The organism is Paenibacillus sp. Y412MC10, assembly GCF_000024685.1.
Lineage (GTDB): Bacteria > Bacillota > Bacilli > Paenibacillales > Paenibacillaceae > Paenibacillus_AQ > Paenibacillus_AQ lautus_A.
Genome location: NC_013406.1, coordinates 5,547,626 through 5,560,800 on the forward strand (window position 1 = coordinate 5,547,626; position 13,175 = coordinate 5,560,800).

Annotated in this window: 14 protein-coding genes, 1 pseudogene and 1 other annotated feature (1 of these 16 cut by a window edge); of the genes and pseudogenes, 8 read left to right on the forward strand and 7 right to left on the reverse strand. The window is 47.4% G+C overall.

Annotated elements, in window-relative coordinates; genetic code table 11:
• Positions 1–160, reverse strand: a binding site (T-box leader); it reaches 108 nt to the left of the window's first position.
• A gap of 115 nt (positions 161–275) precedes the next feature.
• The 3 genes from GYMC10_RS32020 (at position 276) to GYMC10_RS24170 (ending at position 2,514) form a co-directional block, all read left to right on the forward strand.
• Entirely contained in the window at positions 276–584 is a 309-nt protein-coding gene (locus tag GYMC10_RS32020) for a hypothetical protein (RefSeq protein WP_260871420.1), read from the forward strand.
• 112 nt (positions 585–696) lie between these two features.
• The gene (locus GYMC10_RS24165; RefSeq protein WP_036659748.1) at positions 697–1,545 is read left to right on the forward strand and encodes a helix-turn-helix domain-containing protein; all 849 of its coding nucleotides are present in this window, start codon (positions 697–699) and stop codon (positions 1,543–1,545) included.
• 96 nt (positions 1,546–1,641) lie between these two features.
• Positions 1,642–2,514, forward strand: a complete 873-nt coding sequence (locus GYMC10_RS24170; RefSeq protein ID WP_015736955.1) for an SDR family oxidoreductase — start codon at positions 1,642–1,644, stop codon at positions 2,512–2,514.
• Between the two features lie 213 nt (positions 2,515–2,727).
• On the opposite strand, the gene GYMC10_RS24175 is transcribed toward GYMC10_RS24170, so the two are convergent.
• Positions 2,728–3,606, reverse strand: coding sequence for a helix-turn-helix transcriptional regulator (locus GYMC10_RS24175; RefSeq protein WP_015736956.1), 879 nt, complete (start codon positions 3,604–3,606; stop codon positions 2,728–2,730).
• 193 nt (positions 3,607–3,799) lie between these two features.
• Between GYMC10_RS24175 and GYMC10_RS24180 the strand changes: the two genes are divergently transcribed.
• The gene (locus GYMC10_RS24180; protein WP_015736957.1) at positions 3,800–4,369 is read left to right on the forward strand and encodes an NADPH-dependent FMN reductase; all 570 of its coding nucleotides are present in this window, start codon (positions 3,800–3,802) and stop codon (positions 4,367–4,369) included.
• 23 nt (positions 4,370–4,392) lie between these two features.
• Positions 4,393–4,695: a Dabb family protein gene (locus GYMC10_RS24185; RefSeq protein ID WP_015736958.1), complete on the forward strand. Its 303-nt coding sequence runs from the start codon at positions 4,393–4,395 to the stop codon at positions 4,693–4,695.
• A gap of 219 nt (positions 4,696–4,914) precedes the next feature.
• Here GYMC10_RS24185 and GYMC10_RS24190 read toward each other — a convergent pair.
• Positions 4,915–5,274, reverse strand: a pseudogene (locus GYMC10_RS24190) (MerR family transcriptional regulator); the annotation flags it as partial.
• Between the two features lie 200 nt (positions 5,275–5,474).
• Here GYMC10_RS24190 and GYMC10_RS24195 point away from each other — a divergent pair.
• Positions 5,475–6,407, forward strand: coding sequence for an alpha/beta hydrolase family protein (locus GYMC10_RS24195; protein ID WP_015736960.1), 933 nt, complete (start codon positions 5,475–5,477; stop codon positions 6,405–6,407).
• Between the two features lie 245 nt (positions 6,408–6,652).
• On the opposite strand, the gene GYMC10_RS24200 is transcribed toward GYMC10_RS24195, so the two are convergent.
• Positions 6,653–7,129, reverse strand: coding sequence for a MarR family transcriptional regulator (locus tag GYMC10_RS24200; protein WP_015736961.1), 477 nt, complete (start codon positions 7,127–7,129; stop codon positions 6,653–6,655).
• A 289-nt stretch (positions 7,130–7,418) separates the two neighbouring features.
• Here GYMC10_RS24200 and GYMC10_RS24205 point away from each other — a divergent pair, with 289 nt between their 5' ends.
• Entirely contained in the window at positions 7,419–7,820 is a 402-nt protein-coding gene (locus GYMC10_RS24205) for a RidA family protein (protein ID WP_015736962.1), read from the forward strand.
• 24 nt (positions 7,821–7,844) lie between these two features.
• On the forward strand, positions 7,845–9,341 hold the full coding sequence (locus tag GYMC10_RS24210; RefSeq protein ID WP_015736963.1) for a monooxygenase: 1,497 nt from the start codon (positions 7,845–7,847) through the stop codon (positions 9,339–9,341).
• A 186-nt stretch (positions 9,342–9,527) separates the two neighbouring features.
• Here GYMC10_RS24210 and GYMC10_RS24215 read toward each other — a convergent pair whose 3' ends face one another.
• The 4 genes from GYMC10_RS24215 to GYMC10_RS24230 all read right to left on the reverse strand — a co-directional run bounded on the left by GYMC10_RS24215 (position 9,528) and on the right by GYMC10_RS24230 (position 13,056).
• Entirely contained in the window at positions 9,528–10,703 is a 1,176-nt protein-coding gene (locus GYMC10_RS24215; protein WP_015736964.1) for an MFS transporter, read from the reverse strand.
• Positions 10,704–10,832: 129 nt separating this feature from the next.
• On the reverse strand, positions 10,833–11,900 hold the full coding sequence (locus tag GYMC10_RS24220; RefSeq protein ID WP_015736965.1) for an LLM class flavin-dependent oxidoreductase: 1,068 nt from the start codon (positions 11,898–11,900) through the stop codon (positions 10,833–10,835).
• 151 nt (positions 11,901–12,051) lie between these two features.
• Complete coding sequence (locus tag GYMC10_RS24225) at positions 12,052–12,333, reverse strand: ArsR/SmtB family transcription factor (protein ID WP_015736966.1); 282 nt, start codon at positions 12,331–12,333, stop codon at positions 12,052–12,054.
• Between the two features lie 117 nt (positions 12,334–12,450).
• Positions 12,451–13,056 carry a TetR/AcrR family transcriptional regulator gene (locus tag GYMC10_RS24230; RefSeq protein ID WP_015736967.1) on the reverse strand — a complete coding sequence of 202 codons (606 nt, stop codon included), beginning with the start codon at positions 13,054–13,056 and terminating at the stop codon, positions 12,451–12,453.
• Positions 13,057–13,175 lie beyond the last annotated feature (119 nt).

The following is a 13,175-nucleotide window of genomic DNA, read 5'->3' on the forward strand; positions in this document are numbered from 1 at the left end:
CAGGCCGGTTGATCCTACTTGCGGGCATGTTATCACGCCTTCCGCGTTCGGTCAACAGCTCCGAGACGACACTATACATGCGTTACGACGGAGGTTTCAGCAAACCCTCCGCTCTCTGGACATAAACGCTATTGCATAGCCTTCTCTTCTTCGCTATGTTTGGATTTTTCTGATAATAGCACAGACTCGACTTTTTTTCAAACCGAATGAATACTACGCTGCTTTATGATTATTGAGCTCTTGTACCCGTTAAGTTTAACCCATTCATGCTCCAGATGAGAATTCACGGTTTCGAAAAAAAAATAAAATTGCCGGCAACACCACATGATCAACAATCGTTAGGCATTGAAATAAAATCCGTTTACTTGGAACAAGAGACGCCCCTGTTTTCTCCGGAGCCGACCGTTATGTTCAAGTTGGTTTACGATCCAACAACTTTAGAGATTATAGGAGGACAAATCATGTCTAAAGTTGATTTGACTGCTAATATCAATACGGTCTCCCTCGCGATTCAAACCGGATGCACATTAGAACAATTCAGCGGGATTAACAGCCTCGGTACTCGTTATGGTTCTCTTTTGTAGAAACGGCATTCAACAGAGACTATAATAATCATGTATAGAGTGCTTTTTGGTCTATTTGGTTAATAGCGATATGTATCTTCCATATGAGTAAATAGAGGTGACCCACTTGAAAATGAATCGTTCCTCATCCGCATTGGGTGACTTCCTTAAATCGCGCAGAGAACGGTTGCAGCCTTCAGAGGCCGGGATTCAGCCGCTGCCCGGACGAAGACGCACTCCGGGACTTCGAAGAGAAGAAGTCTCTTATCTTGCCAATATAAGCGTGACTTACTATGCCTGGCTGGAGCAAGGCAAGGAGGTTAATCCTTCGCCGGAAGTGCTGCTAAGTATCAGCAAAGCGCTTCAGCTTGACGAAGACGAGCAGAAGCATCTATTCGATCTGGCCAATGTAGATGTGGCGAGCGTCGTCACAGTACCAAATAACGGTGGGCCGGATACGGGAGTTCTGCAGAAAATCGTAAATCAACTGCATTATCCTTCTTTTATCACAGACGAAGGTACGGATGTTATCGCCTGGAATCGGGCAGCTGAACTGATCGTAGCCGATTTCGGCAGTCTGCCGGACAACGAACGGAATATGATGGACATTATGTTTTTAAAGCCTGATTACCGCAACAGACTGGTGAATTGGGAAGGCGCTGCCCGTTATTCTGTAGCCGTTCTGCGGGCAGGCTTCGATCTTTACAAGAACAACCCGTTATATATGGAACGGTTTGAACGCTTGACGCGGGAAAGCGTGGAGTTCGTACATTTCTGGGAGCTATATGAAATCAAGCAAAAACGCGTAGCCACCGCTTTATTCCGTGTTCCTGACGCACAGGAAATGGAGTTCGAGCTCCATTCCGCGGCTGTAATCGATAATGACCCGGGACTGCACTGGTGTTTCTTTGTTCCGGTGCCCGGTTCAGGTACGGAGGAGAGATTATTGCGTTTACTTGAGCAGGACAGGCAGCTACCGTAGACTGTTACTCCCGTTAATAGAATAGACGTGCTGTGGCTAGCACCCTCCAGTTGCTTGTATGATTCAGTGGAAGACAACGATTGGAGGGTATTTAGTATGCAAACATGGTTCATTACAGGAGCGTCAGGAGGCTTGGCTTCACGTATAACTCGCCGGTTGCTTGATAGGGGGGACCGTGTAGCTGCAACGGTACGCAAGCCGGGGGTGCTGGATGATCTGCAGGCACAGTATGGCTCTGGGCTTTGGCAGGCTAATTTAGATCTGACAAACTCTCAGCAAATTGCTGAAGTGGTGGAACGTGCATTTTTAGAACTGGGCACGATCGATGTGTTTGTCAATAATGCAGCCTATGGCTTGTATGGCGCAGTGGAAGAAGCAAGCGACAGGCAAATTGAGCATCAGTTTATGACCAATGTGCTTGGCTCCCTGCGTGCAGCGCGTGCAGTCCTGCCCTTTTTCCGTAAGCAGGGCGGCGGTCACATGGTACAGATTTCGAGTATGGCGGGTCATTATTCTATTCCGGGTATGGGACTGTATTGCTCTTCGAAATGGGCGGTCGAAGGAGCCTTTGAAGCGCTAGCTAAGGAAGTGGCTCCGTTCAATATTAAGACTACTATGGTGGAGCCCGGCGGAATCCGAACGAATTTCATTACAAGCAACGCCGTATTCGGCGAGCGGATGGACGAATACCGGGATACGGAGGCGGGCCAATTCGTTAGCCTGATGAAGGGAGAACTGCCTGGTATAGATATGAGCATGTTCAATCAAATGGTTGTCGGCGATCCGGATAAAATGGCGCAGCAGATTATTCGCCGAGTCGACCAGGGAGAGGGTCCGATACGTATGGCGTTGGGCAGTGACGCCTATGAGCAAATCCGGGCAGCCCTGCTGGACAGACTCGCCGCTCTGGAAGCACAGAAAGAGCTGGCTTACTCCACTGATTCAGATGATGTGGTAAAACCATTTTAGAGGACACCAAAGAATTCGACAGCCACGGCAACTGATATGCTCCTCTGAAGTAGCCGGTTTATTTATTAAACCGGCTTACTTAAAGGGGAGCATATTTATTACTTGCCGTTATTTGCGATACAGTTCTCCGTTTCACCATAGAGCGAAAATGATTAGACATCCGCTCGGATGTCTTGATTCATGCCGAATAAGACTTCTGATTGCCTTCCTATACTAAACTCTTGAAGAAGATTCGAGCTGTTCTGAATGCTGGCTCTGATAATCGATTAACAGTTGCTGCATCTTATCCACCGTGCCATCTGGATGAGGAACATGAATGGAAACGGTCAAATTGGAATCGTTCAAGTAATGAAATGAAACAAGATCAAAATTCAAGATCCCGAGATTCGGACAATGTAGCGTCTTAGGAGCATCAATAGCATCGAGAACCTCGTGGGAATCCCAAAATTCTCGAAACTCCCTGCTAGCCTGTGAAAGCGCCTCGAACTGCACGCACCACCAAGGATCGTCGACGTGACGAGCATACCCGGCATGAAAATTAGCAACGATTCGCCTGGCATGCAGTTCCCATTGGTCTCCCTTTAGATAGCGGAAACGGGGAGAAGTAAAGGTCATCCATACCAAATTCCGCTCCCTTTCCGACATAACCGCGAGATTCCCATTTATTGCGCAGTAGGCATCATTCCAGGCAATGATGTTCATGCGCGCATCCATGACATTCGTAGGGGAAAGGTTCTGGCTATCCAAAAAACGTTGAAGTTCCGGCGTTACCTTAGAGGGTTGCTTCGTACCGGTCAAGGGAAATTGCTTACGGGCAAGATGGTACAGATGCCTGCGTTCCGATTCATCTAACCGAAGCACTTTCGCTATTCGATCAAGAACCTCAGCGGATACGTTGATATGACGCCCTTGTTCCAAATAGGTGTACCAATCCAATCCCACGTCTGCCAGCAGAGCTACCTCGCTGCGGCGAAGTCCGGGTGTTCGTCTGCGTCCGGAATCCGGCACCCCTGCTTGTTCGGGGGTTATTCGTTCACGGCGTGAACGCAAAAAACGGGACAATTCCTCATAACGGTCCAATCTGTTTGCCATGATCTCCATGCCTCCTACCCATTCATGAACGTAGGATTCCCAATCCTACGATAACTAGATCTCTTCCTAGCCTCTTCGGGTCCATTTAGACTAGTTTATGTCCTCCCTAGGAGGAAAAGCAAGAATGGATAGACAGTGATGATCGGACCCACCTGTTCAACTCCATTCAGACCCTATCATTGAGGTGATGAAAATGAAAGTAGCCGCCATTGTCGGAAGCATTCGCAAAGATTCATACAACCAGAAGCTAGCCCGTTATATTCAAAACCGTTATCAGCATCTTTTTCAATTGGATGTGCTGAGCATTCGGGATCTCCCCTTTTACGATCAGGATATCGAGTCTATTCCGCCGCAGCCGGTTATCGATTTTAAGGCGCAAGTCGCTGCTGCCGACGCGGTGTTGTGGATCACTCCGGAATATAATTCGACTATTCCCGGCGTCATGGCGAACGCGATTGACTGGTTATCCCGCGTGGATCGAGTCATGATCGGGAAGCCCTCATGGATCGCCGGATCTTCCATGGGATTGTTGGGATCGGTCAAAGCGCAGGGCCATCTGCGTGATATTCTGTTCGCATCCGGTATTTCCTCGCCGCTGTTGCCTGGAAATGAAGTGTACATTGGTCTTGTTCATGAGAAGTTTAACGAGAAGGGTGTGCTGACCGATGAACCTACCATTCAGTACCTTGATCTTGTTACCGACAATTTCGTGAAATGGATGAAGGAGCTCTCCCAATTGAAGCAGCTCCAAAGTCAAAAATAAACAGAAACCTAGGAGGGAGTAAGATGTTTGAGCATATCGTGCTATTGAAATTCAAGCCCGATGTTTCTATTGAAGTAAAAGAAAGTGCAATAGAACGCGCGCATGATTTTAAAGGGAACATTCCGGGGATCGTGGAGCTTAGCGCCGGGATTAACGTTACGGAGGAATTAGAGCATATGCAGGGGTTTACGTTGGGAATCAGAGTCACTTTCGAGGATCAACAGGCTTGCCGGGATTATATTCAGCACCCCCTGCATCAAAGTTTATTGCAATCCATTGGTCCGTTTGTTGAAGGAATCGTCGTTATGGATTACCCGTTTGCTTAATGTTCCCGATACTTGTCATGCTGAAGCATGGCATCTCCGGGAGCACCACAGGTATCCAGGACATCATCCGCCACCTCGAAAAGTCGCATACCGCTCGAATGTCGGGAACGCTCTTCCGATTTACCTCCAATATTTGATTTGTTGTAACCGCCACAGTTGTAACTTCGATGATTACAACTCGTGTATAAAAAAGCCCGCATCGAGCTTTAATTATTGGGGCCTACCTTCTTTCAGCTTTATGTCAATAAAATCAACGATCTGCTGAAGCGAGGAAATTTGAATCATAATATGTTCACGTTGACTTCTTAATTGATCCACCAGTTCAGGATAATTAACGGAATCGGAGTCGACTGAGGCAGCCAAAAATGGCCGCATAGCCTCGAGCGACATTCCCGTTTTTTTGAGGCAGGTTATTTGCTTGATCCTATAAATGTCCTCTTTTCGATAAAAGCGATGCCTGTTTTCCTTCCGTTCTGCCTGAGGCAGCAGCATGATCTTTTCGTAATAGCGGATTGTATCCTCGGAAATACCGGTTTGCTCGGCGACTTGCTTGATCGTAAAAGTTTGTTCTTCCATTATGTCTCCTCCCTAAATTGCCGTTTTGAGCATTATACATCTTGGAGCATACTCCAAGTCAAACTTATTCCCATCATTTATCCTTAATCAACTTTTTTGTTTTCGCCCCTTGACTTGGATTCGACTCCAACTTTTATTATGGGATCTGACAGGGAGAAAACTCCCGGCAAAAATCTATCTTAAGAAGGGCAGGAACATTAATTATGGAACTAAAGATTACCGCACCCTCTCCAGTCGTCTCGGTGAAGCCGATAGTGCTTCCAGCCCCAGGCCGTGGCGAGAATCTGCAAGTGAGAGTCTCCGCGCCGACGACCGGTCGTAACTTACCTATTATTGTTTTCTCACACGGTTCTGGCTCATCGTTGGAGGGTTACGGCCCCTTGGTTGACTTCTGGGCTGCACACGGCTTCGTAGTCATTCAACCTACCCATCTCGACTCAAGGACATTGGGTCTCCCTCAGGACGATCCCCGCACACCACGGATATGGCGTTTCCGAGTGGAAGACATGAAGCGCATCCTTGATCAGCTTGATTTCCTGGAATCTGCCGTTCCCGGCCTCAGCGGGCGCCTTGACCGAAGCCGCATCGCCACAGCCGGACACTCCTTCGGCGGCCAGACGGCGGGCAACCTGTTAGGATTGCGAGTCCTCAACCCCGAGACTAAGAAGGAAGAGGACCTGTCCGACTCGCGCATCAAAGCAGGCGTGCTATTCGCCACCGCTGGGCAAGGTGGGGACAGCCTGACACCGTTCGCGGCCGAGAAGATGCCGCATCTGAACGTGAGCTTCGAGCACATGACCAAGCCCACCCTCGTGGTCGTCGGGGATCAGGACGACACTCCTAACAAATATCAGCTGACCGTTCGCGGGCCGGATTGGATGACCGACCCTTACTTCCTCAGCCCGGGAGCCGAGAGCCTGCTCACCCTTTTTGGTGCAGAACACTCACTTGGAGGGATCGCTGGTTACGAGGTTAAAGAAACAACAGACGAAAACCCAGAACGAGTTGCCCTGATCCAGAAGGTTACATGGGCTTACCTTCGACATGTACTCGATATTGAGCAGACCAACTGGTCGGTAGTGAAACAGACTTTGTCCGAGACGACCCATTCAATTGGTCGAATTGAATCCAAATAAAGCTCTAGAGAAAGACAGCGAGCTCCCCCGCCGGCCCAATGCCTGTGAGGGAGCTCACTCTCTTTTTCTGATCAGCACGCAAAAAATTAAAAGATTGTCGGTACCATTCCCCCATTCCCCCATTCCCCCATCTATTCGGATCGGGGATCCTTTGAAGGCGGAGGCCCCCTCTCTCGCCTCGTTTGGCCGGATCGCTTCTTGCCTTCTAAAAGGCGGCGTATTCATGTACGGTTTGTTGAGGTACGTTAGCGATAGAAGTCAACCATATCTCCAAACAGCCGTTTAATAAATTCGAGCTCGCTTTCATTATATCTTTCCAAAAATTCGTACATTCTTTGCTTTTCCTTCGCATGAAGCTCATCATGAGCGGCAAATAGCTTTTTGCCGACAGGCGTTAGCCGAAAATACACTTCCTTTTTGTTGTCGTTGAACTGGGCTTTTCGCACCCAACCTGCCTTTAGTAATTTATTTGCGATCTTGGAGGTATTTCCTTTGCTTAAATTTATTCTCTCCGCGATGGAAGTGAGATTGATCGGCTCCTGCTCTCCGATGCACGCAATGGTGTGCAGTTCCGTCATATTCAAGCTGAATTCCGATTCAATATGCTTCCGGATATCCTCCAGGTATGTGGCAGTTATTTGCGTTTCATATTGCTCTTTTTGCTCAAGAAACTGAACGAAAAATTCATGAATTGCGGTTTTGTTCTTACTGGCAGTATCCATGATTATGCTGGCTCCTCGACTTATTTGTTTTATTATATCATAGATTGTTCTCTGAGAAACAAACGTGCATACTCATATTGCGCTTGGGATTGACAGGGCAATGAGTGACAAAGTACAATATTATTGTTTCATATGAAACAATAATATTGTATGTAATTTCATCACACTTGTTTTAACAAGCAATAAAAAAGGTTCTAACGAAACAATAATTGATGAAGGAGGTCGCCGGAAACACTTATCCACTTTTCAAGAGAAGCTTTATAAATATGGAAATGGAGCATACCTGCCTATGGAAATCGTGAATCCGAAGACATTGACGGATAAGGTTACATCTGTAATTTCTCATGTCGTGGTGACTAATGCCTCCAAACTGGCCTTCATCTCAGGTCAGGTTTCTGTAGATGAAACAGGAGCATTGGTCGGTTCAGGGGACTATTACGCGCAAGCGATTCAAGTGTTCACCAATCTTAAGTATGCATTGGAAGCCGTGCGAGCGGATCCATTGTACATTGTAAAAATGAATATTTTTGTGGTAAACCACAGCCCGGAATTGATTTCGATTATTTTTGACGCAGGATTCTATGTGTTCGGACCTCACTGGCCGAAGACAGCAAGTACCTATATAGGCGTTCAAGCACTAGCCGATCCTGAATGGCTTATCGAAATAGACGCTATCGTGATCTTCCCATAATGTTTAAGAAAAGAGGTTGTTTATATGAAATATGAAGTCATTCTTATCGGTGGCGGTCCTGTCGGCATGATGTTGGCTGGGGAATTGGCATTAGCCGGTGTAAAGGTCTGCGTCATTGAGCGACTAAAGGAGACAACTCCATATTCACGTGCGCTTACCGTACATCCACGCACCCTTGAAATATTAGATATGCGTGGATTGAAATCACAATTAATCAGTCTAGGCCGCTTACTTTTGAGAGGACATTTTGCCGGATTAGATACCCCTTTGGATTTCTCCGCGTTGGATTCCTCTTCCAATCACACCCTCTTTTTACCGCAGAGTGAGACGGAGAAGGTGCTGGAGGAATGGGCGCTTAGCCTTGGCGCAGAGGTCTGGAGAGAGGCTGAGACTCTATCTGTGCACCAGGATGAGGATGGGGTTGACGTTAAGATCGCGGGACCTCGTGGCGAAACAACGTTAAGAGCAGCTTATGTGGTAGGCACGGATGGAGCTAGAAGTTTGGTCCGCAAACATGCAAATATATCCTTTGAAGGTACAGATGCGACCTTCACGGCTATTCTGGGGGATGCCGTTCTATCTGATTTGGCTCCTATGAGTGTCATATCCCGGATTACAGAAAAAGGATTGGTCAGCATCATGCCAATCAATGATCATATCTATCGAGTCTTGATGATCGATATGGAGAGACGTAACATCTCTAAGGATGAGACCGTTACATTGGAAGAGTTTCGTTCATCGCTCATCCGTACGACCGGAAGCGACTTGGGATTGAACGATGTGAAATGGATGTCCCGTTTCGGAAATGCTACGCGGCAAGCGGGACGCTATCGGAATGGTCGATTGTTCTTGGCGGGAGATTCGGCGCACATTCATTTTCCCGCTGGTGGACAGGGAATGAACGTCGGCTTACAAGAAGCGATGAACTTAGGCTGGAAGCTTGCAGGAGCAATCAAAGGCTGGGCTCCGGACTGGCTATTGGACAGTTATCATGCCGAACGTTTTCCATGGAATACGGCCTTGCTCCGGAATACCGAGGTCCAAACCCTGCTTCTGGACGTGACTCCTCCCATCACGGAACTGCGAAGCATGCTGTCTGATCTGATTCAAATACCGGAGGCTAATTATCAAATCGCTGCACAAATTTCCGCAATGGATGTACATTATGCTCCTGACGCCGAAGCGCCTTCCCATCCTTTAAACGGGAAACGGTTCAAGGATCTAAGCTTAAAGCTGAAAGACGGGCAATTGATTAACTCCTATCCGTTACTACACAAAGGTACTTTTCTTCTGTTGCATTTCCATTCTAATGAACAGCATAGCGGTCAATGGGAGACGTATAGCAACCTTCAAGTTGTACATGCATCTTTGGTTGAGGCAGACGCGGATTGGAACGACGTCCACGCAGCACTTATTCGGCCGGATGGACATATTGCCTGGGCGATTTCTCTATCCGATCCAAATCCAATTCAAACCATAAAAGAAGGAATTATTCGCTGGTGCGGAGACATTACCGTGTAGTAATTCGTTTGAGGGGTGTAACTGCCTTCCCACTGGGTGAACTTGTATTTGGGGCTGCTGAATGAACTAAAATCACGGTACGCTGCACTCAAAAAAACGCAATGTTCTCCATGAGTATGAAAATACCGCTCAAGCGTTATTCAACAACGCTTAGGCGGTATTTTCATTTCTGAGAAAGAAGGTACTTTACGCTCTGTTTCGTTCCGCCGTTGCAGATCGGCGACGAATGGATAAAGAAATAATAGCCGGGATGAGTGCCATTGCGACGCCAACTCCGCCAAACCAACCAACTGCTGCAAGAGAGATGCTTTCTACAACGATACCCCCAATTACAGCCCCTACGGCCATTCCCAACTGCACGATAGAATTGTTCAAACTCAGGACGATCCCCGAAGCCTGAGGAGCCATGCCGATTAAATAAACCTGTTGAACCGGCCCCATCGACCAAGCAAAAAAGGACCATAACATAAGCAAAGGCAACACGAACATGGACGAGTGGGAGAACGCAGTCAGTAACAATAATATTCCGGAGTGAAAGAGCAGGCCCCCAATCATCGTACGGGGGATACCCCATTTATCTGCACCGTAGCCGCCAACTTGGGAGCCTATGAGACTGGCCAGCCCAAACGCAAACAACCCGACGTTTATCATCCCTTCGCTCATCCCCGTAATGTCCAGAAGAAACGGCGTTATATAGGTGTACAGCATCGTATAGCCCAATATCCAGAAAAAACTGATGGAAAGCGCGACAGCGATTCGGGGGCTTTTTAATAAGGCGAGCTGTTCCCGAATAGGAACGGGAGCCTCTCCTTCCGATTTCGGAATCGTAAGCAAAAGGACCACCATCGCGACCAAGCTTAGGGCCCCGACTCCCGTAAAGATGATTTTCCAATCATGTGAGCCCGCAATGATCCTCCCAAGCGGGACCCCTAGAATAAGTGCGAGGTTAAAGCCCACTAGAACCGTGGCGATAGCGCTGCCCTGTTTTCCAGGATGAGACATTTTGGCGGCAACCGTCATGGCGACGACCATAAATACCCCCGTGCTGATCGCCAAAATAATTCTTGCTCCGAGCAGCATGCCGTAGCCTGTAGTTGTGACAGTGATCAAGTTCCCTACAAAAAATAATCCCAAAGCCGATAGCATAAGCTTTCTTCGATCCATTTTTGCCGTGAGTGCAATAAGAATCGGGGTACCAATGGCATAAGCAAGCGAGTAGACCGTAATCAACTGCCCGGCCGCTACTACCGACACTCCAATATCGCTTGCAAGCATATCCAAAATGCCAGTAATCACAAACTCCGAAGTTCCGACTAAAAAGCTGACAATAGCCAGAATATAAATTTTCCATGAATTTCTCATCTGTTTTCCCCTTTTCATTTCATCAGTTCTAGATCTATAGAAGTCATAGTTAAAAAATAATGCTCAATTCGCCGACTTACATTTCTCGGCTCAATCAAGCCTCCTCGTTCCAAGCGTTCGTACTCTGTTTTAAGCTTTATGGCCTTGCGTCTGACGAGCGAGCTCCTTACGGACAATCGGCGCTACTTTGGTGCCGAGAAGCTCAATCGTTCGCAGCAAGTCGCGATGCGGCAACGAACTGAAATCGTTGTACATCATGAAGCGAGTCAAGCCAAGGTTCTTATGCAGCAGCACGATTTTTTCTGCGACGTATTCGGGATCTCCGACGTAAAGAGCGCCGTGAAGGCTGCGGGCTGAATCGTACGAGTCACGTGTATAGGTAGACCAGCCTCGTTCCCGTCCAATGTGGTTCATTTGGCCGGCCATGACAGGGTAATACCGCTTAGCTGCCTCTTGTGCCGTATTCGAAATAAAGCCATGCGAATGTGTAGCAATTTGCAGCTTATTCGGATCGTGACCTGCTTTCACGGCGGCTTCTTTATAAAGCTCGACTAAGGGTGCGAATCTCTGCGGCGCTCCACCCAGGATAGAGAAGGCAATCGGAAGTCCCAGCAAGCCGGCCCGAACAGCCGATTCCGGGCTGCCCCCTGTTCCGATCCAGACAGGCAAAGGCTGCTGCTGTGCACGAGGATAGACGCCCATGTTGTCAATCGCCGGGCGATGACCGCCACGCCAGGTCACCTTTTCGGAAGCGCGAATCTTCAACAGCAGTTCCAGTTTCTCTTCATACAATTCCTCGTAATCTTTCAGATCATAGCCGAATAGCGGGAAAGATTCGATGAACGAACCCCGTCCGGCCATGATCTCCGCTCGCCCGTTCGACAGACCGTCCAACGTTGCAAAGTCCTGATATATCCGCACCGGATCGTCCGAAGATAGCACCGTCACTGCGCTCGAGAGCCGGATCCGCTTCGTTGTAGCTGCAGCTGCTGCCAGAATGACGGCTGGCGACGAGCTTGTGTATTCGATGCGATGATGCTCGCCGATGGCATAAACATCAAGGCCGACCTGATCTGCCAATTGGATTTCTTCGATCGCTTGGCGCAGCCTCTGGGCATGCGAGACACCGCCATTTCCGGGATTAGCATGGAGGAAGGTGCTCATTCCAATCTCCATCGTATTCGTTTGACCGCTCATAGTTATTCTCTCCTTCTTAATATGGAATAGGAATGATTAGCAAAGATCATTGAAGGATCATTCCAAGTCGACTCGTACGCCAAAACCTCATTCAAGTATGAGCCCCACCATTTCTACTGTTCTAAATATATAGAAATGATTTTCAAAAAAATTACGCCAGCAAAAACGGCGCAAATTTTTCCGCGACTTCTCGATTGACGTTATAGTGAATAAACGATCCATTCTTGCGAGAATCAATCAAGCCAGAGTCCGTCAATTGCTTTAAATGATGCGATAGCGTCGAGCCTGCAACCGATTCAAGCCTTTCACCGACCGCGGTGAAGCATAAATTGCTCTCTTTCGCGAGCAGTAAAGCGATCTTCAGCCGGGTGGGTTCCCCCAAAGCTTTATACACTTTAACCGCTTGCCCGATAGCTTCTTGATTTTCTCCCACTGTACCCACCTCCCCGCATATCTTCTGCAGTTCTATAACTATCGAAATCAATATTAGCACCATGTCATTCAAATGTAAAGGGCAGATCTGAACCCTGCTCCTTCTACTTCGCTAATTTTATTCCTCGACGGCGATGCCGGCAGCCCTTAAATGCCCGTAGGCAACGATTCTGCTAAACTGAGATGAAACTTCATCTGCAGGAAGGGGTTTATCGTTTTTAATCCACCAAATGACAATCCCCATGAAAGACGCTCCGAGGTATTCGATCAGCAATTCCTTGGATATCGCTAATGGGGAGTTTCCCTGAGCAGGTTTCCACCCCTCCATTAATTTATCTTTAATGATATTTTCCATTTTCGCTTGAAACTGATAGATTCTATTCTCATCTATTAACATGGAATGATAAAAGGTCAAATTTAGAGAAATATGCTCCAGTACAGTTTGCATGACTGTCTCGAGTAGAGAAATACTGAAAGGATTCATGCTGATGGGACAAAGAACAACCGCATCCTTTAATGCGCTTAACAATTCATTCATACATGTATCTAATAACTCAGGCTTGTTTTGGTAGTGGAGATAAAAAGTGTTTCGATTGATCATAGCCCGATCGGCAATATCCTGGATCGTTATCGATTCATATCCCTTTTCCTGAATAAGCTCATAAAACGCCTTTCGAATCGATTGTTTCGTGCGCAGTATTCTTAGGTCGGTTTTCTTGTTCATTGTTTTCGTTCCCCCTAAAATTTATTTAGGTCGTTAAGCGACAAAGTTTTATGAGTTGTCTGTTATCCATCATAACTAAAAATATTGAATATTGAGCGTTATATTAGCCTCTATTATAA